The sequence below is a fragment of the Planifilum fimeticola genome (assembly GCF_003001905.1).
GTDB classification, from domain to species: domain Bacteria; phylum Bacillota; class Bacilli; order Thermoactinomycetales; family DSM-44946; genus Planifilum; species Planifilum fimeticola.
The window spans coordinates 59,535-86,414 of record NZ_PVNE01000005.1 but is presented as its reverse complement, the minus strand read 5'-3'; the positions used below and the strand labels follow the sequence as shown (position 1 = coordinate 86,414).

Annotated in this window: 32 protein-coding genes; 27 read left to right on the top strand and 5 right to left on the bottom strand. The window is 58.8% G+C overall.

What is annotated here, in order from left to right; genetic code table 11:
- Positions 1–125: 125 nt before the first annotated feature.
- On the bottom strand, positions 126–773 hold the full coding sequence (locus tag CLV97_RS04795; RefSeq protein WP_106344394.1) for a YktB family protein: 648 nt from the start codon (positions 771–773) through the stop codon (positions 126–128).
- Between the two features lie 369 nt (positions 774–1,142).
- Between CLV97_RS04795 and CLV97_RS04790 the strand changes: the two genes are divergently transcribed.
- The 7 genes from CLV97_RS04790 (at position 1,143) to CLV97_RS04760 (ending at position 6,107) form a co-directional block, all read left to right on the top strand.
- Positions 1,143–1,334: a hypothetical protein gene (locus CLV97_RS04790; RefSeq protein WP_106344456.1), complete on the top strand. Its 192-nt coding sequence runs from the start codon at positions 1,143–1,145 to the stop codon at positions 1,332–1,334.
- A 133-nt stretch (positions 1,335–1,467) separates the two neighbouring features.
- Complete coding sequence (locus tag CLV97_RS04785; protein WP_106344393.1) at positions 1,468–2,967, top strand: leucyl aminopeptidase; 1,500 nt, start codon at positions 1,468–1,470, stop codon at positions 2,965–2,967.
- 53 nt (positions 2,968–3,020) lie between these two features.
- Positions 3,021–3,779, top strand: coding sequence for a fumarylacetoacetate hydrolase family protein (locus CLV97_RS04780; RefSeq protein WP_106344392.1), 759 nt, complete (start codon positions 3,021–3,023; stop codon positions 3,777–3,779).
- 91 nt (positions 3,780–3,870) lie between these two features.
- On the top strand, positions 3,871–4,554 hold the full coding sequence (locus CLV97_RS04775; protein WP_106344391.1) for an endonuclease III domain-containing protein: 684 nt from the start codon (positions 3,871–3,873) through the stop codon (positions 4,552–4,554).
- 103 nt (positions 4,555–4,657) lie between these two features.
- The gene (locus CLV97_RS04770; RefSeq protein WP_106344390.1) at positions 4,658–5,503 is read left to right on the top strand and encodes a deoxyribonuclease IV; all 846 of its coding nucleotides are present in this window, start codon (positions 4,658–4,660) and stop codon (positions 5,501–5,503) included.
- A gap of 15 nt (positions 5,504–5,518) precedes the next feature.
- Positions 5,519–5,818, top strand: coding sequence for a YlaH-like family protein (locus CLV97_RS04765; RefSeq protein WP_106344389.1), 300 nt, complete (start codon positions 5,519–5,521; stop codon positions 5,816–5,818).
- Between the two features lie 4 nt (positions 5,819–5,822).
- On the top strand, positions 5,823–6,107 hold the full coding sequence (locus tag CLV97_RS04760; RefSeq protein ID WP_211295680.1) for a hypothetical protein: 285 nt from the start codon (positions 5,823–5,825) through the stop codon (positions 6,105–6,107).
- Here the strand turns inward: CLV97_RS04760 and CLV97_RS18900 are convergent.
- Complete coding sequence (locus CLV97_RS18900) at positions 6,085–6,261, bottom strand: DUF2197 domain-containing protein (RefSeq protein ID WP_425440545.1); 177 nt, start codon at positions 6,259–6,261, stop codon at positions 6,085–6,087. The genes CLV97_RS04760 and CLV97_RS18900 overlap by 23 nt on opposite strands.
- A 179-nt stretch (positions 6,262–6,440) precedes the next feature.
- Between CLV97_RS18900 and CLV97_RS04750 the strand changes: the two genes are divergently transcribed.
- Positions 6,441–6,893: a pyridoxamine 5'-phosphate oxidase family protein gene (locus CLV97_RS04750; RefSeq protein ID WP_106344387.1), complete on the top strand. Its 453-nt coding sequence runs from the start codon at positions 6,441–6,443 to the stop codon at positions 6,891–6,893.
- Positions 6,894–6,980: 87 nt separating this feature from the next.
- On the opposite strand, the gene CLV97_RS04745 is transcribed toward CLV97_RS04750, so the two are convergent.
- Positions 6,981–7,571 carry a YhcN/YlaJ family sporulation lipoprotein gene (locus CLV97_RS04745; protein ID WP_106344386.1) on the bottom strand — a complete coding sequence of 197 codons (591 nt, stop codon included), beginning with the start codon at positions 7,569–7,571 and terminating at the stop codon, positions 6,981–6,983.
- A gap of 152 nt (positions 7,572–7,723) precedes the next feature.
- Between CLV97_RS04745 and CLV97_RS04740 the strand changes: the two genes are divergently transcribed.
- The 7 genes from CLV97_RS04740 (at position 7,724) to CLV97_RS04710 (ending at position 12,546) form a co-directional block, all read left to right on the top strand.
- The gene (locus tag CLV97_RS04740) at positions 7,724–8,359 is read left to right on the top strand and encodes an MBL fold metallo-hydrolase (RefSeq protein ID WP_245891374.1); all 636 of its coding nucleotides are present in this window, start codon (positions 7,724–7,726) and stop codon (positions 8,357–8,359) included.
- 15 nt (positions 8,360–8,374) lie between these two features.
- Positions 8,375–9,109, top strand: coding sequence for a prolipoprotein diacylglyceryl transferase family protein (locus CLV97_RS04735; protein WP_106344385.1), 735 nt, complete (start codon positions 8,375–8,377; stop codon positions 9,107–9,109).
- A complete protein-coding gene (locus CLV97_RS04730; protein ID WP_106344384.1) occupies positions 9,096–9,710 on the top strand; it encodes a TlpA family protein disulfide reductase in 615 nt (204 codons plus the stop codon). Before CLV97_RS04735 ends, CLV97_RS04730 begins: the two co-directional genes overlap by 14 nt.
- Positions 9,711–9,739: 29 nt before the next feature.
- Entirely contained in the window at positions 9,740–10,456 is a 717-nt protein-coding gene (locus CLV97_RS04725) for a cytochrome c biogenesis CcdA family protein (RefSeq protein WP_106344383.1), read from the top strand.
- Positions 10,457–10,532: 76 nt separating this feature from the next.
- Positions 10,533–10,799, top strand: coding sequence for a metal-sensitive transcriptional regulator (locus CLV97_RS04720; protein ID WP_106344382.1), 267 nt, complete (start codon positions 10,533–10,535; stop codon positions 10,797–10,799).
- A 42-nt stretch (positions 10,800–10,841) separates the two neighbouring features.
- Positions 10,842–11,363, top strand: coding sequence for a thiol-disulfide oxidoreductase ResA (gene resA / locus CLV97_RS04715; RefSeq protein WP_106344381.1), 522 nt, complete (start codon positions 10,842–10,844; stop codon positions 11,361–11,363).
- A gap of 49 nt (positions 11,364–11,412) precedes the next feature.
- Entirely contained in the window at positions 11,413–12,546 is a 1,134-nt protein-coding gene (locus tag CLV97_RS04710; RefSeq protein WP_106344380.1) for a class I SAM-dependent methyltransferase, read from the top strand.
- Between the two features lie 33 nt (positions 12,547–12,579).
- Here the strand turns inward: CLV97_RS04710 and CLV97_RS04705 are convergent, their stop codons facing one another.
- Positions 12,580–12,813, bottom strand: a complete 234-nt coding sequence (locus tag CLV97_RS04705; protein WP_106344379.1) for a DUF2626 family protein — start codon at positions 12,811–12,813, stop codon at positions 12,580–12,582.
- Positions 12,814–13,220: 407 nt separating this feature from the next.
- Here CLV97_RS04705 and CLV97_RS04700 point away from each other — a divergent pair, with 407 nt between their 5' ends.
- A complete protein-coding gene (locus CLV97_RS04700; RefSeq protein WP_170070357.1) occupies positions 13,221–14,006 on the top strand; it encodes an enoyl-CoA hydratase/isomerase family protein in 786 nt (261 codons plus the stop codon).
- A gap of 231 nt (positions 14,007–14,237) precedes the next feature.
- Positions 14,238–14,840 (top strand): RsfA family transcriptional regulator, encoded by a 603-nt coding sequence (locus tag CLV97_RS04695; RefSeq protein WP_106344377.1) that lies wholly within the window; start codon positions 14,238–14,240, stop codon positions 14,838–14,840.
- A 196-nt stretch (positions 14,841–15,036) separates the two neighbouring features.
- Here CLV97_RS04695 and CLV97_RS04690 read toward each other — a convergent pair whose 3' ends face one another.
- On the bottom strand, positions 15,037–15,510 hold the full coding sequence (locus CLV97_RS04690) for an N-acetyltransferase (protein ID WP_106344376.1): 474 nt from the start codon (positions 15,508–15,510) through the stop codon (positions 15,037–15,039).
- A 235-nt stretch (positions 15,511–15,745) separates the two neighbouring features.
- Here CLV97_RS04690 and CLV97_RS04685 point away from each other — a divergent pair, with 235 nt between their 5' ends.
- The 10 genes from CLV97_RS04685 to mraZ all read left to right on the top strand — a co-directional run bounded on the left by CLV97_RS04685 (position 15,746) and on the right by mraZ (position 26,869).
- A complete protein-coding gene (locus CLV97_RS04685; protein ID WP_106344375.1) occupies positions 15,746–17,080 on the top strand; it encodes an acetyl-CoA carboxylase biotin carboxylase subunit in 1,335 nt (444 codons plus the stop codon).
- Between the two features lie 40 nt (positions 17,081–17,120).
- The gene (locus CLV97_RS04680; RefSeq protein WP_106344374.1) at positions 17,121–17,336 is read left to right on the top strand and encodes an acetyl-CoA carboxylase biotin carboxyl carrier protein subunit; all 216 of its coding nucleotides are present in this window, start codon (positions 17,121–17,123) and stop codon (positions 17,334–17,336) included.
- A 33-nt stretch (positions 17,337–17,369) separates the two neighbouring features.
- Entirely contained in the window at positions 17,370–18,296 is a 927-nt protein-coding gene (locus tag CLV97_RS04675) for a hydroxymethylglutaryl-CoA lyase (RefSeq protein WP_106344373.1), read from the top strand.
- Positions 18,283–19,059 carry an enoyl-CoA hydratase gene (locus CLV97_RS04670; protein ID WP_106344372.1) on the top strand — a complete coding sequence of 259 codons (777 nt, stop codon included), beginning with the start codon at positions 18,283–18,285 and terminating at the stop codon, positions 19,057–19,059. Before CLV97_RS04675 ends, CLV97_RS04670 begins: the two co-directional genes overlap by 14 nt.
- A 19-nt stretch (positions 19,060–19,078) precedes the next feature.
- Positions 19,079–20,614, top strand: coding sequence for an acyl-CoA carboxylase subunit beta (locus CLV97_RS04665; protein WP_106344371.1), 1,536 nt, complete (start codon positions 19,079–19,081; stop codon positions 20,612–20,614).
- 100 nt (positions 20,615–20,714) lie between these two features.
- Positions 20,715–21,680 (top strand): ketopantoate reductase family protein, encoded by a 966-nt coding sequence (locus CLV97_RS04660; protein WP_170070356.1) that lies wholly within the window; start codon positions 20,715–20,717, stop codon positions 21,678–21,680.
- Positions 21,681–21,730: 50 nt separating this feature from the next.
- The gene (locus tag CLV97_RS04655; protein WP_106344369.1) at positions 21,731–23,059 is read left to right on the top strand and encodes an MFS transporter; all 1,329 of its coding nucleotides are present in this window, start codon (positions 21,731–21,733) and stop codon (positions 23,057–23,059) included.
- Positions 23,060–23,129: 70 nt separating this feature from the next.
- Positions 23,130–24,758: a bacillithiol biosynthesis cysteine-adding enzyme BshC gene (gene bshC, locus CLV97_RS04650; RefSeq protein WP_106344368.1), complete on the top strand. Its 1,629-nt coding sequence runs from the start codon at positions 23,130–23,132 to the stop codon at positions 24,756–24,758.
- A 173-nt stretch (positions 24,759–24,931) separates the two neighbouring features.
- Complete coding sequence (locus tag CLV97_RS04645; RefSeq protein ID WP_106344367.1) at positions 24,932–26,188, top strand: adenosylhomocysteinase; 1,257 nt, start codon at positions 24,932–24,934, stop codon at positions 26,186–26,188.
- Between the two features lie 243 nt (positions 26,189–26,431).
- Positions 26,432–26,869, top strand: a complete 438-nt coding sequence (mraZ, locus tag CLV97_RS04640) for a division/cell wall cluster transcriptional repressor MraZ (RefSeq protein WP_106344366.1) — start codon at positions 26,432–26,434, stop codon at positions 26,867–26,869.
- Positions 26,870–26,880 lie beyond the last annotated feature (11 nt).

Sequence of the window (26,880 nt, the reverse complement as noted above, 5' to 3'; positions counted from 1 at the left end):
AGAAAAACCCGCTGTTGGAGCGGGTTTTTCTCGCTCTTGCCTCTCCGGAAAGCGTGACGAGGGACAGTTTCCGGCGCGGGTTCGCAGGAAATCCCTGTTTCGCTTCCGCGAGGGCATTTTTTCGATTATCCTCCCGGGTGCACCCCTACTTTCGCGGCGAGCCGGTAGAGGGGAAGAAGTTTGTCGATGGTCTCTTCAATGGTGTTTACGAGTCGGTCCGGGTCTCCCACCACCGGGTCGTTGCGGTCCAGGTGGATGCCGCACAGGAATTCCGCCTTCTTTACGGTTTCCAACCGGTCCAAGCGCTGCCGCACCTGGTCGAGGGACAGGTCCCCCTTCCGAACCGCATCCGGCTTCGTGTGATCATCCGACAGCAGGAAATGGTCGGGAATCGACGGCCAGATTTCATTCAGCCGTTCTTTCAGATTGCGGGCGAAGGCCCCCTTGTCCGGGGACTCATAAATCAGGGCGAACACAATGAACAGATGGGTTTGCCACAGACCCGTCTGAAAATGGGGATGAGCTTTGTAGCCCCGCTTGTTGGTTGCCCAGGCCACCCAGGTGTCATCCGGGGGATGAACGGTCCGCCGGGCATGTTTGGCCACGTGCGCGTAGACCGGTTCCCCGAGCCGGGAGGACAGGAAGGGAACCACGGTTTCCCCGATCGCTTCCAGTTTCGGACGGACGCGCTCCTTCAGGGCCGCCATCCGGGAGTCGAGACCGGGGATGGTGAATACATCGAAATCTTCCTCGGTGAAACCGACCGGTTTCATGGATTTTCACCTGCCAAGCGCTTTTCTTCATTCTAGCATAAAGGAAGACGGGACCCAAAAAGCAGAACGGAAAGGCATGTATGGTGTGAGGTTGGGGGAAAGGGGCCGTTACCTTCTTTGAGAATTGAACGTATTGTGGAAGAAAGAGTTCCCGTTCCTCCGTCGAGAGGAAGAGGCTCCTCGGGAATCGGAAAAGCGGGTATGTCATTTTCCCCGTCTTCGGGCTGCCGGCACCCGTTTTGGCGAGCAGGGGTTTATTTTGATCATCAGGGGGGCATCCTGTATCCAGAATCGGTCATGGAAAATGATGGAGATGGCGGTCCCGATCCGGGTTGGCACCAAACCATGAAAAAGGGGTGCAGCGGAACTGTGGAAGAGGTGATTAAAGCGTACAAGTGCCGGGAGCCGGAGAAACGGATCCCCGTTCTCCGACTGGAGCTGGATTACGAGCTGGCCCTGCTGTACGAAGCTTTGATTGAAAACAACACCCATCGCATAGATCAGTGCAAGGCACGCCTGGAGGAACTTCGCCGGGAAATGTTGATGCTGGAAGCCCTGTAGGCAGCTGTTGCTTCATGGAACCGGCCTCTCGGAAAAAAGGATTGGGAAACATCGTGTCGAAGGTTGAAGTGTATCTCGCAAGAGGTGCACTTTTTTCTGTTGCGGTGAAAAATGGGAAGAGGAGGCCGGAACTTTGGAGTGGAAAGTGACCCAGGAATCGTTGCCCCAATTGGCTGTCGACGGGGTCGTCGTCCTGCACACCGAAGGCGGCAAGACCGTTCGCGAAGATGCGAGGGCAGTGGACGAGGTGTTGGATTTCCGGATTTCCCGATTGATTGCGGATGGAGAGATCACCGGAAAATACGGGGAAATCACCCTGCTGCACACATGGGACAAGATTCCCGCCAAACGGGTTTTTGTTCTGGGAATGGGGAAGGAAAAGGAGCTGGATGTGGACCGTCTGCGCAATGGGCTTGCTGCCGTCGCCCGGAAGGCGGTGGAACGGGGGTTGAAGCATCTGGGAATTGCCTTGCCCGAGTCCCTCGCGGAGGGAAAAAACGCTTCCGATCTCGTTCAGGCGGCAGTGGAGGGCGTGGAGCTCGGGGCGTATACTTACGAGGGATACAAGGAGGAAAACAAGGAAGCGTCCCTATCCACCGTTTTCCTCTCCCTCTCAGGCTTGTCCCCGTCCGGAGCGGATGCCGGCCTGGTGCGGGGGAGGGTGTTTGCCCGCGCCACCAACTTGGCCCGCACCTGGGTCAACGAGCCGGCGAATCTGCTCACCCCTGCAGCCTTGGCGGAGCGGGCCGCGGACGTGGCGAAGCGGCACGGTCTAGAGGTGGAGATTCTGGATGAAAACCGGCTTGAAGAGATGAACATGGGCGCGCTGTTGGCCGTTTCCCGGGGAAGCGAAAATCCTCCTCGAATGATCGTCCTTTCCTATATCGGAGCGCCGGAGAGCAAAGAGGTGCTGGGACTGGTGGGCAAAGGCATCACCTTTGACAGCGGAGGCATTCAGGTGAAGCCTGCCAAGTCCATGAACCGGATGAAGGAGGATATGGCCGGTGCCGCCGCGGTGATCGCCGCGATGGAGGGAATCGGCTCCCTCAAGCCCCACAGCAATGTGGTCGCGGTGGTTCCGACCTGTGAGAACTTGGTGGACGGAAGGGGATTTCGACCGGGGGACGTGATCCGGTCTTTCAGCGGGAAGACCATCGAAATCGAGAATACCGATGCAGAGGGAAGGCTGATCCTGGCCGACGCTCTCGCCTACGCCCGTCGGCTGGGCGCGACCCGTTTGGTGGACGTCGCCACCCTCACGGGAGCGGTGGTGGTTGCCTTGGGCAGGGAAGTGACGGGTCTGATGACCAATGACGCCTCCTGGGGCGAGGAAGTGAAAATCTCCGCCCGCCTGGCCGGAGAGAGGGTGTGGGAGCTTCCCCTGGTTCAGGAGTACGAGGAATGGTTGCGCAGTTCGGTGGCCGATTTGAGAAACCACGGCGGAATCTCTGAAGCCGGGGCGATTCAGGGGGCGATGTTCCTCAAACAGTTTGTCGGTGAGACACCATGGGTTCACCTGGATATCGCGGGAACCACCTATTCCCGAAAGGCACGGGGCATTCACAGCGAAGGAGGAACGGGGGTCGGCGTCCGCACGCTGATCCAGTTGGCCATCCGCTTCGCCGGCCATTGAGCTTTTGAACCCTGCAAAGATTCTTGCGAACCATCTGGAGAAGGGGATGCACGATGAAAATTGTCCGATACGAGCATCGAGGAACTGTCGGTTACGGAGTGTGGCGCGAGGGGATGATCCATCCGGTGGAGGGCCGGCTGTTCGATTCCTTCGCCGAAACGGGGGAGCGCCTTCCGGAGGGCGATGTTCGACTGCTCTCTCCCCTGGTTCCCAACAAATTGATCGCCATCGGGCTCAACTACCGGGAACATGCCCGGGAGCAGGGCAAGCCCCTGCCGGAGGAACCGTTGATGTTCATGGTATCCCCCACCGCCGTCGTCGGCCCCGGCGAGGCCATCCGCCTTCCCAACCTGGAGGATCGAATCGATCATGAGGCGGAATTGGCGATCGTGATCGGCAGGAGAGGCAAGAACATTCCGCGGGAAAAGGCGGAGGAGTACATCTTCGGTTACACCTGTGCCAACGACGTTTCCAACCGGGTTTTGCAGGCCCGCGACGGCCAAAACACCCGGGCCAAATCCTTCGACACCTTCAAGCCCCTTGGGCCGGCGATCGCGACGGAGATCGACCCGTCGAATCTTTCGGTTCGCTGCCGGGTGAACGGGGAGATCCGGCAGGACGGCCGCACCTCGGATTTGATTCATCCCGTTCCCGTGCTGGTGGAGTTCATTTCCTCCGTCTTCCCCCTGGAACCCGGCGACGTGATTTTGACCGGGACCCCGAGCGGGGTGGGACCTCTCCGCCCAGGCGATGAAGTGGAAGTGACCATTGAGGGAATCGGAACCCTTTCGAATCGGGTGGTAGCGCCGTGAGCAGGCGCACCTGCGGAAAGAGCCGATCCCCGATTTCCGCACTGCGTGCGGAAGGGGATGCCGGCGGGAAGATCCGCGGAGGGCCGCCGTTTTGAAGCGCAGCTGGAGCCTGCTCGGGGAGGAGCTGGCCCGCTGGAAACCGGGGATGACGGCGGATGAATGGTGGGAAGGGGAGGATCGCTTTTTCCGGTGCCTGGGAAGCGTGTTGGTTCAGCGGACCGCCTGGCACAATGCCAAACAGGCGATCGGAAGAATGAGAGAGCTCGGTCTGACCGACCCGGTTGCAGTCCTTCAGGCGTCGGAGGAGGAATTGCTCGCGGCCGTCCGGCCGGCGGGGTTTTACCGGAGCAAAGTGCCGGCGATCCGCGAGGTGTGCCGCTTTCTGCTCCAGGTCGGTAAGGAGGAGGGAAACGCATCCGATCTTCGCCACCGACTGCTTCAAATCCGAGGAATCGGCCCGGAGACTGCGGACACGATCCTGCTTTACGTATTCGATCTGCCGGTGTTTGTCGGGGATGCATACGCGGAACGAATCGCTTCCCGCTGGTTTGGAGAGGATTTGCCGAAAGAGAGGATCCGCGAAGAGGTGCTTTGCGAAATCTCGGATCCCGTTCAGCTCCAGTTGCTGCATGCGCTCCTCGTGGAGCTGGGGAAGGATTTCTGCCGAAAACGGGATCCCCTTTGCCCGGCATGCCCGCTGCGGTCCACCTGCCATTCGGGGACGGCGGGGGAGAATCCGGCAGTCGGACGGTCTGACAGCCGGCAAGGGGAGTGAAGGCTTCCTGTTGCGGCAAAGCCGGGGAAAATGGTATCATGGAAAAGGTCTTGGGCGCCCGCCGGGGATGCAGGCGCCCTCTTCTTTCAGGAGGCGATTTCCCATGAAGATCGGTTGTCACATCAGCGTGTCCAAGGGATTTTTGAGGGCATCTCAGCGGGCCAAGGAGTTGGGAGCCGAGGCCTTTCAGGTGTTTACGAAAAATCCCCGGGGCTTGAGACCCAAAAAACTGGATCGCGAGGATGCGGAAAAAGGGGTTCGCTTTTGCCGTGAAAACGGGCTGGTATTGGTGGCCCACACGCCATACATCACCAATTTGTCCACCCCCAAGGAGGACCTGCATGAGGTGACAATCCGTTCCATCAAAGAAGATTTGCGGATTGCCGAGGCGTACGGGGCCGTCGGGGCTGTCGTCCATTGCGGGAAACACGTCGGAAAAGGCGTGGAATACGGCACCCGCCGCATGATCGAAACCCTCAACCTGATACTGGAAGAGTATGAGGGCGAGACCAAACTCCTTCTGGAAAACACGGCGGGGCAGGGGTCGGAATTGGGGTTGACCATCGCCGATCTGGTGGCGATCCGGGAAGCGACGGATTATCCCGAAAAAATCGGTTTCTGCTTCGATACCTGCCACGGATTCGCCGCCGGTGCCTGGTCGGAGGAAAGCTTCGACGAGTTGGTACGCACCATGGAGGAGACGGGATACCTGGACCATCTGGTGGCGATCCACTTCAATGACAGCAAGGCGCCCTTCAACAGCCGGAAAGATCGGCATGCCAAAATCGGCCAAGGGGAGATCGGTTCGGCGGCGCTTGCCCGGTTTTTGACCTGCGAAGCCTTCACAGGATTGCCGGTGATTCTCGAGACCCCCGTGGAGGATGAGGAGGAATATGCGGAGGAGATTCGCTATCTCCACTCCTTGAAGGAGAACGGGGTCGATGACTGATCGGAGGGAACCCGGATGGAAATCATAAACCAGGCTCTTGAGCGACCGTTTGTCGCCTATTTCGTCATTCTCATCCTGACGGGAATCGTCTACAAGGTCGCCTTCGCCCGTCCCCTCCCTCCCCTGAAGGCGCTGGTGGTGTATGTGTTCCTGGCGCTGGGGTGTTTCTTGCTCCTCCTCTTCCACATGCTTCGGTTCCCGATCGTTCCCATCCTGGTCATCAGCGTGGTCTTGATCGGTGTGGCACGTATCCGCATGGCCATGACGGAGAAAAAATCCCAGGCGGAAGAGCAAGGAAACGGGAGGAAGGTGTAAGGGCGTGAAGCTGATGGACGCTCTGTTCAATTGGTTGCAGATCCGAATCGTGGGGGATGCGCGGCCGCGGGATCGCTCAGCCCGGGACACCGTGCAGTTCTTTGAGCAGATTTTGAAGGAAGATCATCAGGTGAAGGAACTGAAACTGGAGTCGGATGACTCGGTCTACAGGGTCCATTACCTGCAGGGGGAGGAATGGAAATCCCGCGAGTTTGACCGGGACTCCGCCGAGCAACTCCTGAGGGATATCGAGGCGGAACCCCGGTTCAACCTTCCGGATGACGATTGAGGGGTTGTTGTCTTTTCCGCTTGCGGACCCGGTCCGCAATCCGCTCGTGACACTCCGGACAGAGGATGATCCGGTGAGGGTGTTTGCGGATCTGCTTGACCTGCTTCTTGTCAGGGGTAAAATACTGATCACACAGGATGCAACAAATTTTCATCGGTCCCTTGTCGCCCACTTTCTTCAGGCTTTGGATTATCACCGTTTCCATTTGGATGATACTAGTATACTAGGGATGGGGAAATCCCGTCAAAACGGGGATGGCTTGCGGGTCCGATCCGGCCGTCGGCCTTTTTTTGCGCCCATCCGTCGTGTCTGATGTCACAAGGAGGATTTGCGATGGCCGAAATGATTGCGGAAGTTTTGACAGACCAGCTTCATGACAAACTGCAGAAGGAACAATTTGTTTTGCTTTCCACCATCGATGCGGAAACCGGCGGCCCGTGGGTCAGTGCCGTTTCCTGGGTGTATGCCCCGGAACCGGGACGGATTCGCCTCGCCGTGGGACATCGCTCCCGGATTGTGTCCAATGTGGAAGCCGATCCACGGGTGGTGCTGACCGTGGTCGGCCCCGACTCCACCTATGCCGTCTATGGAAAAGCACGGGTGGCGGAGAAGCCGATGGAAGGGGTGTTGATCAAGCTGGCCCGGATCGACGTGTCGGTGGAAGCGGTTCGCGACGCCATGTTTTACGGGGCCAAGATCGTGCAGGAACCGGCTTACGAAAAGACGTACGACGAAGATGCCGCGGCCAAGCTGGATCGTCAGGTTTTGAACGCGCTGAGGAAGTGAGGACAGAAGCATCCACGCAGCAGATTTTGATTTGCTGTGGTGGATGCTTTTGATTCAAGAAAAAAGGCCCGGCGCACAGCCGGGCTTTCAGCGGGGCATTTCCTTCCTCGGTGGAGAGGGATTGGGCGTTTGGTTGAGGCGTTCCTGATCCAGCCGGTTGGGCGTCTGTTCCTGTCGGGGGACTTCCTTGGAGGGTTGGGGCATGATCCGGCCGGCGATCTCCGCCAACTCCTCGGCTATGCCGGCGGCAGGGCGACCGGCGCGCATGTCGTCGGCCAGTTCCCGAAGCCGTTGCACCAAATCCACATCGGCCGTCACCAGGGCGTCCTTGCCCTGGGGATCTTCATGAAGGGCCTGTGCAACACTGTATTTGATGGTTCCCACGCGCCCGCGGTCCAAGGTGGGATCCACGTCGATGCCGACGATGGTGTACCTTCCGGCCACGACCGCGGTGGCGTTTTTCACCTGCGGAAAACTCGTGGCAATGCGCACCATCCGCTCGGCGATGGCCTGATTCCGATCGGTGCGGCGGCTTTCGGGAGCGGTTTGGTCCACCCGAACCTTTTGGGGCCCCGTTCCCGGGGGAGGGGCGGACTCGTTGGCCGGGGGCTTGTTGGCCGGTTGACATCCCAACAGGCACACCGTGGCGATGAAAATCAGGGACAGGACTCGAATCATGGCCTTTCTTCCTTTCCGAATTCTGTGGTTCGTTCCTAGTGTAACCGCTTTGGATCAATCCATGTATTCGCACCGAATGGGCCTTTTTGATCCGCAGGAATCCGCCGTGTAGAATAGAAGAAAGTCGAGCATGACCGAGAGGTGGTGTGGCCGTGCGCATCGAATCGTATGCCTTGGGGCCGGTGATGGCCAACTGTTACTTGCTGTACGACGAAAGTTCCCGCCACGGCGTGGTGGTCGATCCGGGGGCGGAACCGGATCGGGTGCTGTCCAGGATTGGGGAACTGGGGCTTCAGGTGGAGGCCATTCTGTTGACCCATGCCCACTTTGATCACATCGGGGCCGTTGAGCCGGTCAGGGAAAAGACCGGAGCTCCCGTTTACATTCATCGCCTCGAAGGGGATTGGCTGACGGATCCCCGGAAAAACGGTTCCGGATTGTGGCCGGGGATGGAACCCATCCGCTGCGGGGAGGCGGACCATCATCTGGACGGCGGCGAATCCCTGGTCTTTTTCGGGCAAACTTTTCGGGTTCTGCATACCCCGGGACACTCGCCGGGCAGCGTCACCTACGCCCTCGACGGATTGGTGTTGAGCGGCGATGTGCTGTTTGCCGGCTCGATCGGGCGGACCGATCTTCCCGGCGGCGACTTTGACACCCTGATGCGTTCCATTCACGATCAGTTGATGGTCCTGCCCGAAGAGACCCGGGTGTATCCGGGACACGGACCGGAAACCACCGTCGGCCGGGAGCAGGAGGCCAATCCTTTTCTTCACGGGTTCAGGTGAAGGAGGGAACAAGTCTTGATTGAGGCGGAGCCCGTCCGGTTGGGCCCTTTTCTTCTTCCCGTCGCCACTTTGGCGGTCGCCGTTCTCGTCTATTTTTCGGCCAAAGCGGCGGATCGACTCCTCCCGGAAGAGCGGGCCCTTTGGTCGGAGCGGTTCGGCGTGGCGATCCTTCTGTATCTGATCCTTTATAAAATCAGCCCCCTGTTAACGGATCCGACATCCGTCCTTCACCATCCTTCCTCCATCCTGTATCTGAGCGGTTCGCCCAAGGGAGCGATCGTCGCGGGCGGAATCACGGCGGTTTATCTCGCCGCCGCTTTCCGGCGCCTTCAAATTCCCTTTTCCCGGTGGCTGGACGCTGCGGCCCTCGTCGCCCTTTTCACCGGGATCGGATATTCGATCATTTTTCATAAATGGGGAAAGCCCACCGATTTGCCTTGGGGTATCTTTATAGGGGAAGGGGTAAGGGTTCATCCGATCCACGGTTACCGTTTCCTGCTCCTTGCCGTCATCCTTTTTTGGTGGTGGCGCAATCGGAACCGTTTGCACCCCGGGGAGACCTTCGCATGGACATCCCTGGCAGGGGGAATCGGCCTTTTGATCCTGTCCTATTTCGACTGGGAGCCGCTCACGGTTTGGCTGAACCTATCCTGGAGCCAATGGGCGTTCATCGGTATCGCCGTCGCCGGTTGGTTGGGCAGTTTGGTTTTTGCAAGACCCGAAAGGAGAAATCGCTATGAATCTGCGTAACGGATTGATATTGCTGGTGATCATCCTCGCGGTGGTCGGAGCGATTTGGATGGGTGGAAACAAAGGGGAAACGGAAGACGGGGCGCCGGCTGTGAAAGCCCCCGAGGAATCCACGGCAAAATCCGAGGAGGCCCCTTCCTCATCCCCCCAGGAGTCCAGCGACGTGGAGCAGCCGCAAAAGGGCTTTCGCGCCCCCAATTTCGAGCTGAAGACTCTGGACGGGAAGACGGTGGAGCTGGCGAAGAACGGCGGCAAACCTTCCTTCATCAACATTTGGGCCTCCTGGTGTCCTCCCTGTAAGATGGAGATGCCCTTCATCCAGGAGGCTTACGAAAAATACGGGGATCGTGTCAATTTTCTCATGGTCAACCTGACGGAGACGGATGATCTGGACAAGATGAAGGATTACCTTTCCTCCAAAGGGTACACCTTCCCGGTGCTGTTGGATGAAAAGGGCGAGGTGGCCGATCGCTACGGCGTGGTATCGATTCCCGTGACCTACGCGGTGGATGACAAGGGAGTAATTATTCACAAGCATATGGGCGCGATGTCAAGGGGACAGATTTTTGATCTGATGGAGCAATTGACGAAGGAGAAGTAGGGCAGAAAAACGGAGGGGAGGGATGATTGGTGGCGGAAGTGACGTGGTGGCTCGCCTTCGGAGCCGGGGTGCTTTCCTTTGTCTCCCCGTGCTGTCTCCCTTTGTATCCCTCGTACATCTCTTACATAACCGGTGTTTCCGTCAGCCAGCTGACGGATCGTTCCCAATCCTTTCAGATTCGGCGGGCGACGATGTTCCACACGCTGTTTTTCATCTTGGGTTTTTCCGTCATCTTCTACGCCTTGGGCTTTTCGGTCAGCTGGCTGGGACGGTTTTTTCAGGAATATCAAGACACGATCCGCATGCTGGGGGGCGTTCTGATCTTCGTGATGGGGCTGTTTTTGCTGGGGCTGTTCCGGCCTTCCTTCATGATGCGGGACGTGCGGATCGGAGCCCTTCAAAAACGCCGTCTGGGATACATCGGTTCCATCCTGGTCGGGATGGGATTTGCGGCCGGATGGACGCCCTGCGTGGGACCGATCCTCGCCTCCGTCCTGACCCTGTCCCTGACCGATCCCGCGTCGGGGTTGGGGTACATCACCGCCTATACGCTGGGTTTTGCCATTCCCTTTTTCGTCATGGCGTTTTTCCTGGGGAGGACCCGGTGGATCCTCAAATATTCCAACCGGTTGATGAAGGCGGGGGGCGCGCTGATGGTCCTTTTCGGCATCCTTCTCTATTTCGACCAGATGACGGCGATCATCGCTTGGATGACGAAGCTGACCGGGGGATTTACCGGATTCTGACGGCGGGATGAACAGGCCCTTCAAGGTCGGATGAGGCCGGTGGGCTTGTTATCCCGTAGTGAAGGGGGGAGGCGGATTGGAATACGGTGAAGACATTCTGAAGCGCCTGCGGCGGATCGAGGGGCAGGTCCGCGGGGTATTGCGGATGATGGACGAAGGAAAAGACTGCAAGGATGTCGTGGTACAGATGACCGCCATTCGCTCGGCGATGGACCGGGCCATCGCCGTCATCGTGTGCGAAAATTTGGAGCGCTGTCTCCGGGAGGAGATCGCAAAGGGAGAATCGGGAGATACGGGAAAGTTGGTCCTGGAAGCCATCAATTTGTTGGTGAAGAGCCGTTGAGGTTTAGTCCGTCAAGGAAGCAACGATCGAGCGGGTGAAACCATGAATCGACGAACGCGTTTTTGGGTCAGAAGGTTGCTCATGCTTGCCATGCTGGCATTGATCGGCTTTGCCCTCTATCAGACGGGGGAATCGGAAGCGGTGGAAATCGGCCAGACGGCCCCGGATTTCGAACTGACCACCCTGGACGGCAAGACGGTCAGGTTGAGCGAAGTCAGGGGGAAAGGAGTGCTGATCAACTTCTGGGCCTCCTGGTGCAAACCCTGCCGGGACGAAATGCCGGCTATCCAGCGGGTATACGAACGCCACAGGGACAAGGGGCTGGAGGTGTTGGGGGTCAACATCGCCGAGACGGGGGTGACCGTGGACGGATTCGTGCGGCATCTGGACCTGACCTTTCCCATCCTGCTGGATCAAAACCGGGAAGTGACCCAGTTGTACGGGATCGGTCCCATTCCTTCTTCCATTTTTGTCTCTCCGGAGGGCAAGGTGGTGCGGAAGGTGTCGGGGCAGATGCAAGAAGGCCAGATCGAGTCGATGGTCCTGGAGATTTTGCCGAAATAGGGGGCATGGACCGAGGGATTGCATCGAAGTAAGGGGGTGTCTGAAGAAGGTGTCGGAGGAACTGGTACGGATCATATCCGACGAAATCGCATCATCTCCGGACCGGGCCATCCCCTTTCGCCGGTATATGGAACTCTGCCTGTACCACCCCCGATGGGGGTATTATCGTCGGGAAGGGACCAAGATCGGCAAGGAAGGGGATTTTTACACCAGTTCCCATGTGGGAGATCTCTTCGGCCGCGTGATGAGCGACGTCCTCGAAGAGATGCGCCGTTTTTTTTTGCCGCATCCGCACTGGATGCTGGTGGAAGTGGGAGCGGGGGACGGACGGCTGATGGAGCAGATGATAAAGGGACTGAAGGAGAAAGGAATCGGCCGGGACGAATTGATGTGTTGTCTGGTGGAAACGAGTCCCTATCACCGCCGTTTGCAGGAGCGCCGCCTGGAGGGTGCTCCCTATCCCCTCCGTTGGGCGGACCGGCTTTCCGACCTTCCGGGAGGGATGCCCGCGGTGGTTGTCAGCAATGAACTGCTGGACGCTTTTCCCGTGCACCGGATCGAGCGAAGGAAAGGAGCCCTTCGGGAGATCTACGTCACGAGGCGCGACGGCAGGTTTTTCGAAACGGACGGCCCCTTGTCCACCGGCGCCCTGGAGGATTATGTACACCGCTTCGGCCTCCGGCTGGAGGAAGGGCAGCAAGCCGAGGTGAACCTGGATGCCCGGGATTGGATGCGGGAGCTGGGGCAGTGGCTGGAAAAGGGGTTTGTCATCACCGTCGATTACGGCGGTGAGACGGCAGAAGTGGCCGGTCCCGGCCGACCTCGGGGGACCCTGCGCTGTTTTTCCAGGCATCGGGTGCACGGGAACCCCTATCGGGCTCCCGGCGAGGAGGATCTCACCAGCGACGTCAATTTTGAAGCGCTCCGGGCCTGGGGTGAAGAGGCGGGGCTGAAACCTCTCCTGTACACCACCCAGGGGGATTGGCTGGTCCGCTCCGGCATACTGGATTACCTGGAGGATCACCAAAATCCCGATCCTTTCAGCGAAGTTGCCCGGCGGAACCGGGCCGTTCGACAGCTGATTCTGCCCGGCGGAATGGGGGATGTCTTCAAGGTGCTCATCCAGTGGAAGGGGGAGGGGCATCCTACCTTGAGGGGAATGAACAAAAATGAGGCCGGATGAAGATCCGGCCTCAGATTTGCTCCAGCTTGGTCATCATCCCTGGGGCATCATAAAGAAGGAATAGGAGACGATCCCTAGGAAGGAGACGATCATGTAGCCCCAAAACAGGTACATATAAGTACGTTCCGTGAAGCCCATGTAGCCGAGAATGACGAAGAGCGCCGTCTGCACGAAGAACAGCAGGGCGGGGGTGTACAACTGTCCCGCGAGAAACATCAAAGCGATAACAAAGGTCCAAAAGCCGAGGACGCGAAACATGCGGTCCATGGGTTCCACTCCTTCCGAATATCGAGCCCCTGACGGGCTTTTTTTCTTTTGAGGTTTGCTGCTGTGAATGGGCGAATGGGAGCCGCTTGGCCTGTGCCCTCTCCGGCGTGCCGGAAGGCCGCTCCAAACCGGTGGCAAGGTTTAGGCTGGTCCGATCGGCCGAATTTCATGCCTTCCGCAGGAGGATGTCGGGAGCGCCGCTGATCCGGCCGTGAAGCCCGTGGGGGCTCATCCTTTTCCCGTCCCGGATTACAGACTTATTATATACTTGGGACAAACGGGGATCAAGCGACGGCTTTTTGACAGTTTCGTCTCGCCGGAGCCGGAAAGGGCGTGTCGCGTATGATGCCCCTTTTCCGGGCATGAGAAAACATCCGTTTCATTCTTTCGCAAGGTGGGGAGGAATCATGGAAACCATTCAGCTGGATCGCCATCGCGGCATCGGACATATCCGCTTTCACCGGCCGGAGGTGAGAAATGCGGTCAATCTCCGGATGATGGATGAATTGGAGGAAGTGCTCCGGGAGTGGCGGGAGGATGACGCGATCAAAGCCGTCATGTTGACGGGGGATCGTCATGCCTTTGTTTCCGGGGGGGATCTGAGCGAATTTCACCGGTTGACCCGGGAAGAGGAGATTTATCCGGTGATGGCCCGGATGGGACGTCTTCTCCTGGAACTTCAGGATTTGGGGAAACCGACCATCGCCGCCGTCGAGGGTACCGCCGTGGGGGGCGGGTGTGAAATCGCCGTCAGCTGCGATTTTCGCCTGGCTTCGGATCGGGCCCGCTTCGGTTTTATTCAGGTTCGACTGGGCATCACGTCGGGATGGGGCGGAGGGACCCGCTTGCTGTCGCTGCTGAAACGGAGCGATGCCCTTTACCTGCTGTTGACCGGTGAGGTGATCGACAGCGAGACTGCGCTTCGCATCGGTCTGGTCGATCGGGTCTTTCCGAACGGGGAGGAGTTTGCAGGGGCCGCCTGGGATTTCGCCGAACGGGTTGCATCGGCTCCCCTCGGCGTCATTCGGGAATATCTCGCCATCGCCAATCGGGTTCGACGAGGAGGGATGTCGCGGCACGAGATGGCCGAACTGGAAAGCCGGTCCTGCGCCCGGCTGTGGGAGACGCCGGAGCATCGCACCGCCGTGGAGGCATTTCTGAAAAAAAGCACCGGGACAAAAAAATCCCCTTGAGGCCACAATCCCCTCATTGGGAAGATGAAGGAGCGCTGGAACACCGACCGTCCTCCGGATGCGTCGGTTTCTTTTGATCTTTTTTCGCTCCTCCTTTCCCGAGTATATATACAAGCCGATTCGGCAATAAATTTAATAGTTACATATACTACGTTTTATATCAGATGCATAAAATATAGAACAAAAACCCAGCTGGGCGGAATGGGTCGAATGACACGGGAGGTTAAGTGTATGGCTGTAAAGAGACAGGACGCTTGGACACCCGATGACGATTTGGTGTTGGCGGAGGTGACTCTACGCCATATTCGGGAGGGGAGCACCCAGTTGGCAGCCTTTGAAGAAGTGGCTGAAAAATTGGGCAGGACTCCCGCCGCCTGCGGCTTCCGCTGGAACAGCTGTGTCCGAAAGAAATACGAAGCCGCCATTCAAATCGCCAAAGCTCAACGCCAGAAGCGGAATCAGACCGGGCGATCGCGTCTTTCGGGTCAGTTGCAGGGAGACCAAGAGGCGTTATCCTCCCTGGATGCGATCATCCGCTATTTGAGACGCCACAAAAATGAAGTGGCGGAGTTGCGCAAAAGACAAAAGGAATTGGAGAAGGAACTGAAGCAACGGGAAGAGAAAATTGAACAGCTTGTCAAAGAGAACGAAGAGATGAAAAACCGTCTCGACCATGTGGAGACGGATTATCAGACCGTAAACGACGATTACAAAACCCTGATTCAGATCATGGACCGGGCTCGGAAGTTGGCCTTGTTGGAAGAAGAGCAGGAGGAGAACAAACCGAAATTTCGTATGGAGGAAAACGGAAATCTGGAACGGGTCGACAAATGATTTCGCCGGAGATGCCCGGCGGAAGGAAGTCTTGCCACTTGACCGGAGACAGAAACACCCCTTCAGGCAGCCGCAGGAAATTCCTGCAAAGGCTCGAGGGGTGATTTTTATTTTTGGAAGCAGGACGCTCCGAAAGCCTGAGTCCCCTTCGGAGGCGCCCCGCGGCGGTCGAGGAATCCCCTTGAGGGATTCCCGATCACTCCTGAAGGCCCACCCCCGGCGGAGTCCATACGTACGGATTCTCTCCGCGGTCCCGGATCGGGTCGTATTTCACCGGACGGAATCCCATTTTGATCCAGAAAGGATCGGAACGGCGCCGGGCGTTGGTCTTCACCGGAAGTCCGAAGCTCTGGGCATGGCGAACCAGGGCGCTTCCGTACCCCTTGTTTCGGTATTGGGGCAACACTTCCAACTTCCACAGCTCGTAGTAGTCCTGGGGTGGATCGAAATAGCGGTCGTATTTGGCGTCGATCCGGTACAGGCTGATGCGGGCCACCAGATTTCCGTCCTCATAAATCCCGTAAAAAGGAGAGTTGCTGTCGTTTTCGATGATGTTGGCTTTCAAATCTTCCAACATGGACAATTCTTGGAGCCCATACTCGTGGAATTTTTGAAACTCTTCCAGCGTTTTATAATTAATCTTCAGTCGTTCAACCTTTGGTTTGTCCATGATTTTTGACCCCTTTCCTGATTGGATGGGTTTGATATCATTATACCTGATCGGCCGTCCAATTGCTCCCATCAAGTTTGCTGCCCATTATTGGAATTCGGATCGGTGGCAGGACATCCGGAAAATTTGTCGAATGAGGAGTATCGTGTGCCGGTTTGGAAGCGCTTGCCGTTGTCCTTTTCGGAAAGCTTTCGGTATATTGAAAGTGACCATTATTGAACCATTGAGGTGAAACATGGCGCTCAGAAAAATATTGATAGCGAACCGTGGTGAAATCGCCAGACGGATCGCCCGCACCTGCCGTCAGCGCGGCCTTGCGGTGGTGGCCGTCCATTCCGAAGCGGATCGGGATTTGCCCTTCGTCCGGGAAGCGGATGAAGCGGTTGAAATCGGTCCGCCTCCGGTTGCGCAGAGCTATCTGAACATGGACGCGATCCTGGAGGCGGCCCGGAGGACCGGCGCCGACGCCGTTCACCCCGGATACGGCCTTCTTTCGGAAAATGCCGCCTTTGCCCGCAAGGTGGAGGAGGCGGGCCTGGTCTTCATCGGCCCGCGCCCCGAAGTGATCGAAGCGATGGGGGACAAGGTGAACGCCCGCAGGACGATGGAACGGGCCGGCGTGCCGGTGGTTCCCGGTACGCTGGAGGGCGTGTCTTCCGTGGAGGAGGCGGCGGAGCAGGCGGAGTCGGTCGGCTATCCGCTGATGCTGAAGGCGAGTGCTGGCGGAGGCGGGATCGGCATGCAGATCTGCCGCTCTCGGGAAGAGCTGGCCCGCTTCTTCCCCTCGGCCCAGGGAAGGGCGAAGGCTTATTTCGGTGACGGAACCCTTTTTTTGGAAAAGTACATCGAACATCCCCGTCACGTGGAGGTCCAAGTGGCCGCCGACGGGAAAGGAAATGTGATTCACCTGTTTGAGCGGGAATGCTCCATCCAGCGCCGCAATCAGAAGATCGTGGAGGAAAGCCTTTCGCCGTCCATACATCCCGAAACCCGCGTGCGATTGGTGGAAGCGGCCGTGCGGGCCGCACGTTCCGTGGGATATACGGGTGTGGGCACGGTGGAGTTTCTGGTGGATGCCGAGGAGCGGATTTACTTTTTGGAGATGAATACCCGTCTGCAGGTGGAGCATCCGGTGACGGAGATGATCACCGGACTGGATCTCGTGGCCATGCAGCTGGACATTGCGGAAGGGAAGGATCTGTCCCTCTCCCAGGAAGAGATCCGGCCCGAAGGACATGCCATCGAGTACCGGATTTGCGCGGAAGATCCCAAAACCTTTCTGCCGTCCCCCGGTTCGGTGGAGCTCTTTCAGCCGCCGGAGGGGCCGGGAATTCGCGTCGATGCCGGGATCGAGTCGGGCAATTCGGTGACGCCCTTTTACGATCCCCTCGTCGCGAAGTTGATTGTAAGCGGTTCAAACCGGGAGGAAGCCCTCGCCCGAAGCCGTGAGGCGCTGGCTGCATTTCGAATCGAGGGCATCCGGACCAATCTCCCCCTTCACCGCAGGATTGTGGATGATCCGCGTTTTATCCGGGGAAAATATGATACCCGTTTTCTGGAAAGCCTTTGATTTCGAGGATTGAACAACTTGATCGGAAAGGGTGAAGCCTGTGAAAAAGATTGAAGCGAACATGGCCGGTACTGTACTTCAGGTGTTGGTGCAGCCCGGGGATCGGGTTGAGGCGGGGCAGGATGTGGTGGTGTTGGAGTCGATGAAGATGGAAGTGCCGGTTCAGTCGGAAATCTCGGGAACCGTGTCCGGCGTGAAGGTGGAGACGGGCTCTTTTGTGAATGAAGGGGACGTGTTGGTCGAGCTGGAGGACTGAAGCATACTCTTTGACGGGCAGAGGAGGGTATCCATGCCGGAGGTCCGAATCGTCGAGGTGGGACTCCGCGACGGATTGCAGAATGAAGCGGCCATTCTCCCGACGGAAGTGAAAAGGGAGATCGCCGAGGGATTGATCGCCGCCGGGGTGAGGGATATCGAAGCGACTTCCTTCGTCCATCCCCGGTGGATTCCCCAACTGGCCGACGCTGAGGAGCTTGCCGGGTCCCTTCCCCGGGGGGAGGGCGTCCGTTATCGGGCGCTGGTTCCCAACCGGAAGGGGCTGGAGCGGGCCCTTGCGACCCCGATCGACGAGTACGCGGTGTTTATGTCGGCCAGCGAAACCCACAACCGGAAAAACATAAACAAGAGCATCGACGAAACCTTTCCGGTTTTGGAGGAGACGGTCCGGCTCGCCCGCGAGCGGGGGAAGCGGGTCCGGGGATACGTGTCGACGGTGTTCGGCTGTCCCTATGAGGGGGAAGTTTCCGTGGCTCAGGTGGCGAAGGTGTGCGACCGCCTGTTTGAAATGGGAGTATACGAGGTTTCCCTCGGCGACACGATCGGCGTAGCTCATCCGCGGCAAGTGAAGGAAGTGCTCCGGGAGCTCTTGAAGCTGTTTCCCGCCGACCGATTGGCCGGACATTTCCACGACACCCGGGGAACCGCCCAGGTGAACGCCTATGTCGCTCTGGAGATGGGCATCACCACGCTGGACAGCTCCTTCGGCGGCTTGGGGGGGTGTCCTTACGCACCGGGAGCCGCCGGGAACGTGGCCACCGAAGACCTGGTCTACATGTTGGAGGGCATGGGCGTGTCAACGGGAATCGATCTGGAAGCCCTGTGCCGGGTTAGCGCCTCGGTTCAGGAGCGGATCGGCCGAAAGCTTCCGTCCAAGGTGTTGCAGAGCACCCTGGCATCACGCCGCGGGAAAGGGGAGAAGAAGGATGAACGAGGTTGAATGGGAACGGAAGGAAGGCATTTCCGTCATCACCCTGAACCGCCCCGAGGTATACAATGCGCTCAATTTCGAAACGTTGAAGGAATTGATGAAAATCGTGGAGGAATTGACCCATTCCAAAGCCACGCGGGCGGTGATCATCACGGGTGCGGGGGAGAAGGCCTTCTGTTCCGGGGCGGACCTGAAGGAGCGGCGAACCTTTACGGAAGATCAGGTCCGGCGATATATCCACCTGATTCGCGAGACCTTCACGGCGATCGAGCGCCTGCCCCGGCCGGTCATCGCCGCCGTGAACGGCGTCGCCCTGGGCGGCGGGATGGAGCTTGCCTTGGCCTGCGACCTGAGGCTGGCGGATGAGCGGGCGATCTTCGGATTGACGGAAACCTCCCTGGGAATCATACCGGGAGCCGGAGGAACGCAGCGCCTGCCCCGGATCGTCGGAAAGTCCAAGGCGAAGGAACTGATCTTTACCGCTCGCCGGATCGATGCCGCCGAAGCGGAGAAGATCGGTCTGGTCAACCACGTGGTGCCCAAGGGAGAGGTGCTGGATGCCGCCCTCGAGATGGCGGCGATGATCAACGAAAACGCCCCCCTGGCCCTGGCCCAGGCCAAATTTGCCATCGATTACGGGATGGAAACGGATCTGGCCACCGGTTTGGTGATCGAGACCAAGGCCTACGAAGCCCTGATTCCCACCAAGGATCGCCTGGAAGGGCTGGAGGCCTTCAAAGAGAAGCGGAAACCGATCTACCGGGGGGAATAACGGGAAGAGGAGGGGGACCATGGAAGAATCCACAATCAGAAAATGGGAGGAGCAGACCGAAAGGATCAAGCGGGGCGGCGCTCCGAAATACCATGAAAAGCTGGAAAAGCAGAACAAGCTGTTCGTCCGGCGTCGGTTGGAGCTCCTCTTTGATCAGGATATGGAATTGGAGGACGGGTTGTTTGCCAACGCCCTGGCCGAAGGTCTGCCGGCGGACGGGGTGGTGACGGGAATCGGGCGCATCAACGGTCGTCCGGTCTGCGTCATGGCCAACGATTCGACGGTGAAGGCGGGTTCCTGGGGCGCGCGCACCGTTGAAAAGATCATTCGCATTCAGGAAACGGCGGAGCGCCTGCGCATCCCGATGGTCTACATGGTGGATTCCGCGGGAGCCCGCATCACCGACCAGGTGGAGATGTTTCCTGGCCGCCGCGGAGCGGGACGCATCTTTTACAACCAGGTGAAGCTTTCCGGGGTGGTTCCCCAGGTGTGCGTGCTGTTCGGGCCGTCCGCCGCCGGCGGAGCTTATATCCCCGCCTTCTGCGACGTGGTGATCATGGTGGACAATAACGCCAGCATGTATCTCGGTTCTCCTCGGATGGCGGAGATGGTGATCGGCGAAAAAGTGAGCCTGGAGGAAATGGGCGGCGCGCGCATGCACTGCAGTGTCAGCGGGTGCGGCGACTTTCTGGCGAAGGACGAGGAGGAAGCCATCTCCCTCGCTCGCCGCTATCTCTCCTATTTTCCGGCGAACTATGCGGAAAAGCCCCCGGTGGAGCAGGGGAAAAACCCCTCGCCTTCGGCGCGCAAAATATCGGAGGTCGTGCCGGACAATCAAAACGTTCCCTTCGACATGCTGCAGGTGATCGAGGCGATCGTGGACGAGGGTACCTTTTTCGAGGTCAAGAAGCTCTTCGCCCGGGAACTGATCACGGGATTTGCCCGTTTGGACGGCCGTCCCGTCGGCATCATCGCCAACCAGTCGAAGGTGAAGGGCGGGGTGCTGTTCGTCGACTCCGCCGACAAGGCGGCCCGGTTCATCACCCTGTGTGATGCTTTCCACATCCCCCTTCTGTTCCTGGCCGATGTTCCGGGATTCATGATCGGCACCCAGGTGGAGCGGGCCGGGATCATCCGGCACGGGGCGAAGATGATCGCCGCGATGTCGGAGGCCACCGTCCCCAAAATCTCGGTGGTCGTCCGCAAAGCGTACGGTGCCGGCTTGTACGCCATGGCCGGACCGGCCTTCGAACCGGATTGCTGCCTCGCGCTCCCCACCGCCCAGATCGCCGTGATGGGACCCGAGGCGGCCGTGAACGCGGTGTACCGGAACAAAATCGAGGAGTTGTCCGAACCGGAACGCACGAAATTTGTGATGGAGAAGCGGGAGGAGTATAAAAAGGACATCGACATCTACCGTTTGGCCCACGAATTGATCGTCGACGACATCGTTCACCCCGATCGGTTGCGCGACGAGTTGATTCGGCGGCTGGAGGCCTATTCGAGCAAGCAGAAAATTTTCAGCGAGAGGAAGCATCCGGTATATCCGGTCTGATCAGACACACGACCCGAAACGGATGGCGAGGTGTTCATTTCGGAGCCGCAGACGGCTCCCTTTTCTGTTGAACGAATCGGGTCAAACGGAGGGGTCCAGGTTGCGCATTGCCGTATGGGGAGGCGGTTCCCTCGGATTGCTGTGGACTGCGAGACTTACTCCCTTGTTTCCGGAGGCGGTGCTCTTGGTCCGGACCGAGAAGCAGCGGGACTGGATCCGGGAGCGGGGGATTCTCCTCACCCGTCCCTCGGGTGAAAAAGAAAGAATTCCCGCTGCTGTCCGGTGGATCGGAGAGGTCGTCAACGAATCCTTCGACTGCCTGTTCATCATGGTGAAACAGCGGGACCTGCGGGAGGTGGCCGAAAGCCTGACCGCATTTTCCCGCCCTCCTTCCTTGGTGCTCTTGTGGCAGAACGGTCTGGGGCAGGATGGGCCTTTTGGCTCCGTTCTCCCCCCGGGGGTGCTCTGCGGGGCGGTGACCACGGAAGGAGCCCTTCGCGAGGGGCCCGGGGAGGTGCGGCACACGGGGGAAGGCACGACGTGGATCGGCCCCTTTTCAGAGGAGCTCGCCCACCCCGGGATCGCTGCCAAGCTCATGGGAAAATTGAAGGACGCGGGGATTTCCATCGAATGGGAGAACCGGATCGTTCGAAGAATATGGGAAAAGGTGATGGTCAATTGCGCGATCAACCCGCTCACGGCTTTGCTCCGGATTCCGAACGGCGGATTGCTCCACAGCGACGACGCCCGGTTTCTGATGAAGTCCATCGTGGAAGAGGCGGTGTCGGTGGCCCGCGCCGAGGGAATCGCGTTGGAGGCGGAGGACATGTTGAAGCGGGCGGAGGAGGTTTGCCGCAAGACGGCTGTCAACCGTTCGTCCATGCTGCAGGATGTGGAGAGGGGACGGTTGACGGAAATCGACTGGATCAACGGCGAGGTGGTCCGCCGCGGGGCGCGCGCGGGGATCGAAACACCGGTGAACCAGACCCTGGTCCGGCTGATTCACCTGCTGGAGATGCGACGCGATCCGGACGAATGTCCGCCCGCGGGGAGCTCGCCGTCATGAGCGCCCATCAAAACCCCGCATGAGGGACAGGGCGCGGAGGTGAATGGAAGATGTCTCGGAGTAGGGGGCACGCCGAACCCTTCGTCATCGCGATTTTTGTGATCGCCTTGGATATAGCCCTGATGGCCCCTCTGCTGAAGACCCTGTCGGGGGACTTCGGCATCACCCATCGTTGGTCGGCCTGGGTGATCGCTCTGTATCTGGCCGTGTTTTCCTTTGCGTTGCCCTTTGCGGAGAGTTGGATGCGGAGCATCGATAGCCGGCGCCTTTTTTCGGTTTCTCTGCAGCTTTTGGCGATCGGGTCGGTGGTGGGTGCGGTGGCTCCAGCGTGGCTGTTGCTCCTGGTCGGGCGGACTTTGCAGGCGCTGGGGGCGAGCGGCGTGGTTCCGGTGATGTCGCAGGGGCTTCGTCAATCCAGACGGCCGTTGCTGGTCCGGACAGGAGGACTGTTGTCCGTACTGTTGATCGCCGCCCCCCTTCTGTCCGCCTTCCTCAACAGGCAATTGGGGTGGCGCTGGGTTTTTGCCGCCTTTCTCCCGCTGATTCTTCTTCTCTTTCTCATCGCCCGGCGACTTCCCGCACCCTCCCCGTCCCGGCTGCAACGATTGGAATCGGGAAGCACTTTTTTCTTTTTGGGTTCCCTTCTCTTTGCGATGATCGCCGTTACGCGCATGGAGCCGCTCGCCGGTTGGGAGGAGATGCTCCATCCCGAGGTTTTTCCCTATTGGATTTTGTCCGTCGGATTGATCGTGCCCCTGATCATGGTGGAAAAACGGGTGGATCATCCGCTCTTTATTCCCAGAGCGGCCAACCGGAGTTTCATCTTCGTCCAGATGATGGCGGCCATTTCGGGAATGTGCCTGATGGTGCCCGTGATCATTCCGGGATGGATCACCCCCCTGTTTCCGGATACGCTGGAGATGGGAGGGATCGGCCTGGCTGCCGTGGCAGCGGCGGTCGGGGGGAGCATTCCCCTCGCCGGGTGGATCGCGGGTCGATGGGGATCCCGGATGGTGCTCGCCGCCGGCTTCTTCACCCTGTCTCTCGCTTCCTTTATTCTGGGCGTATCCAAAAACTTCGCCCTGTTGTTCCCCGCTCTGCTTCTGCTGGGCGGGGGAATCGGTCTGATCATGTCCGCTCCTCTGCACGACCTCTTGTTCGGTCGGTTGCCCCTTCGGCGCGTGAGGACGGGCCTGGTGGTGTTGGGCATGTTCCGGGCGGCGGGGGGAGCCCTCGGTCTCCTGTTGATCACCCGGTTGATCGACGAGCGGAACTTCCAGGCCGGAGAAGCGCTGATGCTGGTGACGGCGGCATCCCTCGCCGGGTACTTCCTCGCCCTGCTTCTGCCCGGATGTCGCACCGACCGCGAGAGGCGGTGATTTCCCCCCGTTGGGGTTCATGCTATACTGGGGGAGGGTAGGGCTTAGGACATAAAGAAGGGGTTTTTCCATGAGGATCGAGCGTATCCGCCTGGATTCGTCAGGAGGACTCTCCGACGAATACCTTTTTTCCTTTTCAAAGGTGCAGCATCTGTACGGGTTGGACCCCGGAAAGGGGGAGAGCTTTCGGAAGCGATACGATGAATTGTCCCGCAGGGAAACTTCTTTATCCCGCTCACGGCTGGCCGGGGTGCTACGGGAGTTTCATTCCGGGGAGCTTTATCATCCGGCTGTGGAGCAGAACATCCGTCGGCTGGAGAAACCCGGAAGTGTTGTGGTGATCGGAGGTCAGCAGGCGGGACTGCTAGCGGGGCCGTTATATACGGTGTATAAGGCGATATCGGTGATCCAGCTGGCCAGGAGAGAAGAAGAGCGCCTGGGCGTCCCGGTCGTACCCGTTTTTTGGATTGCCGGGGAGGACCACGACCTGGATGAGGTGGATCATATTTATGTGCCCGGTCCGGAGGGGCGTTTGACAAAGCACAGGCTGCCACTTTCCGAGGGAGGAAAGCGGATTTCCGCCGGCCATGTCCTCCTGGATCCGAAGTCCGTCGGCGTTTGGCTCCAGGAATTGGGCCGAATGCTTCCCGACACGGAATTCAAGGAGGATATGCTGGAGGAGCTGACCCGACTGGCGGCGGAACCCGTTTCCCTGACACGGTATTTTGCGAAGCTTCTTCACCGCCTGTTCGGGCGATTCGGACTGATCCAGATCGATTCGTCTTTTCCGCCTCTCCGCAGGCTCGAAGGTCCCTTTTTCGAGCGCTTGATCGCGGAAAACGCCGCTTTGGACGAGGCGGTCGGGCATCAGATAAAACAGGTTGAGAAAATGGGGCATCCTTCCCCCCTGGTTCTCCATCCCGGCTGCGCCCATCTCTTCGTTTATGTCGAGGGGGAGCGGCAGCTGCTTCTGCGGGACGGAGGCGGTTTCGTCACCCGTGACGGACGGATGCGATGGAGCCGACGGGAGCTGTTGCGGATGGCGCGGGAGGAGCCGCATCGTCTCAGCAACAATGTGGTCACCCGTCCGCTGATGCAGGAATTCCTGTTTCCCACCCTTTCCGCGGTGGTGGGGCCGGGGGAAATTGCCTACTGGGGCTGTCTCCGGCAAGCCTTTTCCGCGATGGGCATGACGATGCCCGTGTTGATGCCCCGGAGCGGAATCACCTTGATCGACCGGGCCACGGAACGGTACCTGGGCCTTCTCGGCCTGTCCGTGGAGGACGTTTTCTCCGGCCTGGACCAAAAAAAGAGGCAGTGGATCGACGAGCGCGCCCCCTTGAACGTACAGGAGCTGTTCGCCGGTGCGAGAAAGCAGGTCGAAGGGCTTTACGATTCCTTGATCGAACGGCTGTCGCCGTTGGGCCCGGATATGAGGCGGTTGGGCGAGAAAAACCGCCTCAGGGTGATGGAACAGCTGAATTATCTCAGGGGGAAGGCGGAGCGGATGATCCGGATGCGTCACGAAACCGCCCTGCGCCGTTTCGATCACATTTCCCTCCGCTGCCTGCCCGAGGGGAAATTGCAGGAAAGGGTGTACAACATCGCTCCCTACTGGAACGAGTACGGGATTGAATGGGTCGGACGGCTAGCGGAGACGCCGCTTTCCTTTTTTGAACATCAGGTCGTATTTTTGTAGGGGCTTTTCCTTTTTTGTTGAAATCAGGTATAATGACAACGTCCTGATGTCGATTTGTTCCGATCCTTCGGATGGATAGACCCATGCCCCGCCTGTCGACAAGGGATCATCGGGGCGTTCGAATAAAAGCATTACTAACAGCATTACGATTTCGCGATGCGAGGGGGATATGGATGAGTGCCGAAAAAAGCGTGGTACGAAACCTGAGTCTGGCTCCCCAGGGTCGGCTGAAGATGGATTGGGCCTGGGATCATATGCCGGTATTGAGACGCATTCGTGAACAGCTGATTCAGGAGAAGCCGCTGAAGGGCAAGCGAGTGGCGATCTCCCTACACCTGGAGGCAAAAACCGCTTGTCTGGCGGAACTCCTGCGGGATGCCGGGGCGGAGGTGGCGATCACCGGCAGCAACCCGCTTTCCACCCAGGATGATGTGGCGGCAGCTCTGGTGGAATCGGGAATCACCGTATTTGCCAAATACAATCCGACTCCGGAGGAGTACAAGGAACACCTGATTCTCACCCTGGAGACCCGCCCGGAACTGATTATCGATGATGGCGGCGATCTGGTCGGCATCCTGCACGGGGAGCGCCCGGATCTTCTGGATCAGGTGTTGGGCGGTTGCGAGGAGACGACCACTGGGATCCTGCGGCTCCGGGCCCTGGAGAAATCCGGTGAATTGCAATTTCCGATGGTGGCCGTCAACGATGCCTATTCCAAGTTCCTCTTCGACAATCGTTACGGCACCGGCCAATCGGTGTGGGACGGCATCAACCGGACGACCAACCTCGTCGTCGCGGGGAAAACGGTAGTCGTCGTCGGTTACGGATGGTGCGGGCGCGGCGTGGCGATGCGCGCCAAGGGGCTGGGCGCCCGGGTCATCGTCACCGAGGTGGACGCGATCAAGGCGACCGAAGCCCACATGGACGGATTTTCCGTCATGCCGATGGAGGAAGCCGCGCCTCTGGGAGACTTTTTCATCACGGTTACAGGGAACCGTTCCGTCATCAACGAGAAGCACTTCCCGCTGATGAAAAGCGGAGCCATCCTGGCCAACGCCGGCCATTTCGACGTGGAAATCGACAAAGTCGCCCTGGAAGAGGCGGCTGTCTCCAAGCGGGTGGTGCGGAAATACATCACCGAATACGAGATGGAGGACGGCAGGAAACTGTATTTGCTTTGCGACGGCCGTCTGGTCAACCTGGTGGCCGGAGACGGACACCCCGCCGAAATCATGGATATGACCTTCGCCCTGCAGGCCCTCTGCCTGTTGTACGTCAACGACAACCACGAGAAAATCGGCCGACGGGTCATCGACGTGCCGTATCACCTGGACGAGCAAGTGGCCAGTTACAAACTGGAATCCCTCGGCATCCGGATCGATGATCTGACGGAGGAGCAGGAGGAGTATCTGGCCAGCTGGAAGGTTTGAGGCGGATACACCGACGGCGGGAGAGGTTTCACCGAGTTCCGGCATGGACCTTTCCCTTTTCCTCCTGAAGCGGAGACTGCTGACGCGTGTCAGCAGTCTTTTTTCTTTGCGCGCGGGTCTGCGGCGCCGGACGCGGCCTCCGATTTTATCGTTTTCGTGAGGCAGGATTTTTTGGTATGCATGTGGTATAATTTACAGTGTGGTGGAAAGTGGGGGAAAGTGGGGGGAAGGGGAGACAGCGGAATGTTCATGGGGGAATACCGGCATTCCCTTGACGATAAAGGGCGTTTAATCATCCCTTCCAAATTCAGGGAAGGTTTGGGCGCCTCCTTTGTCGTCACCCGTGGTCTGGACCACTGTCTCTTCGCCTATCCCCGGTCGGAATGGTCTCTCCTCGAACAGAAACTGAAGTCCCTTCCGTTTACCCGGGCAGATGCCCGAGCCTTCACGCGTTTTTTCTTTTCCGGAGCGATCGAAGTGGAACTGGACAAACAGGGGCGCATCAGCCTCCCCGCACACCTTCGCGAGTTTGCCAAGCTGGAAAAGGAATGTGTCGTGATCGGCGTTTCCAACCGTGTGGAGATTTGGAGCAGGGACAATTGGGAATCCTACTACGCGAGCTCGGAACAATCCTTCAATGAAATCGCAGAAAAGCTGGTCGACTTCGACGTGGAACTGTAAGGGGGAACGCC

What these genes read in the sequence shown, in the direction of transcription:
- CLV97_RS04745 (WP_106344386.1), bottom strand. Translation starts at nt 7,571, where the DNA reads ATGATTCGAGTCCTGTCCCTGATTTTCATCGCCACGGTGTGCCTGTTG.
- mraZ (WP_106344366.1), top strand. Translation starts at nt 26,432, where the DNA reads ATGTTCATGGGGGAATACCGGCATTCCCTTGACGATAAAGGGCGTTTA.
- CLV97_RS04675 (WP_106344373.1), top strand. Translation starts at nt 17,370, where the DNA reads ATGCCGGAGGTCCGAATCGTCGAGGTGGGACTCCGCGACGGATTGCAG.
- CLV97_RS04655 (WP_106344369.1), top strand. Translation starts at nt 21,731, where the DNA reads ATGTCTCGGAGTAGGGGGCACGCCGAACCCTTCGTCATCGCGATTTTT.
- CLV97_RS04700 (WP_170070357.1), top strand. Translation starts at nt 13,221, where the DNA reads ATGGAAACCATTCAGCTGGATCGCCATCGCGGCATCGGACATATCCGC.
- CLV97_RS04665 (WP_106344371.1), top strand. Translation starts at nt 19,079, where the DNA reads ATGGAAGAATCCACAATCAGAAAATGGGAGGAGCAGACCGAAAGGATC.
- CLV97_RS04765 (WP_106344389.1), top strand. Translation starts at nt 5,519, where the DNA reads ATGGAAATCATAAACCAGGCTCTTGAGCGACCGTTTGTCGCCTATTTC.
- CLV97_RS04690 (WP_106344376.1), bottom strand. Translation starts at nt 15,510, where the DNA reads ATGGACAAACCAAAGGTTGAACGACTGAAGATTAATTATAAAACGCTG.
- CLV97_RS04645 (WP_106344367.1), top strand. Translation starts at nt 24,932, where the DNA reads ATGAGTGCCGAAAAAAGCGTGGTACGAAACCTGAGTCTGGCTCCCCAG.
- CLV97_RS04670 (WP_106344372.1), top strand. Translation starts at nt 18,283, where the DNA reads ATGAACGAGGTTGAATGGGAACGGAAGGAAGGCATTTCCGTCATCACC.
- CLV97_RS04795 (WP_106344394.1), bottom strand. Translation starts at nt 773, where the DNA reads ATGAAACCGGTCGGTTTCACCGAGGAAGATTTCGATGTATTCACCATC.
- CLV97_RS04750 (WP_106344387.1), top strand. Translation starts at nt 6,441, where the DNA reads ATGGCCGAAATGATTGCGGAAGTTTTGACAGACCAGCTTCATGACAAA.
- resA (WP_106344381.1), top strand. Translation starts at nt 10,842, where the DNA reads ATGAATCGACGAACGCGTTTTTGGGTCAGAAGGTTGCTCATGCTTGCC.
- bshC (WP_106344368.1), top strand. Translation starts at nt 23,130, where the DNA reads ATGAGGATCGAGCGTATCCGCCTGGATTCGTCAGGAGGACTCTCCGAC.
- CLV97_RS04705 (WP_106344379.1), bottom strand. Translation starts at nt 12,813, where the DNA reads ATGGACCGCATGTTTCGCGTCCTCGGCTTTTGGACCTTTGTTATCGCT.
- CLV97_RS18900 (WP_425440545.1), bottom strand. Translation starts at nt 6,261, where the DNA reads ATGAAAATTTGTTGCATCCTGTGTGATCAGTATTTTACCCCTGACAAG.
- CLV97_RS04695 (WP_106344377.1), top strand. Translation starts at nt 14,238, where the DNA reads ATGGCTGTAAAGAGACAGGACGCTTGGACACCCGATGACGATTTGGTG.
- CLV97_RS04780 (WP_106344392.1), top strand. Translation starts at nt 3,021, where the DNA reads ATGAAAATTGTCCGATACGAGCATCGAGGAACTGTCGGTTACGGAGTG.
- CLV97_RS04770 (WP_106344390.1), top strand. Translation starts at nt 4,658, where the DNA reads ATGAAGATCGGTTGTCACATCAGCGTGTCCAAGGGATTTTTGAGGGCA.
- CLV97_RS04730 (WP_106344384.1), top strand. Translation starts at nt 9,096, where the DNA reads ATGAATCTGCGTAACGGATTGATATTGCTGGTGATCATCCTCGCGGTG.
- CLV97_RS04685 (WP_106344375.1), top strand. Translation starts at nt 15,746, where the DNA reads ATGGCGCTCAGAAAAATATTGATAGCGAACCGTGGTGAAATCGCCAGA.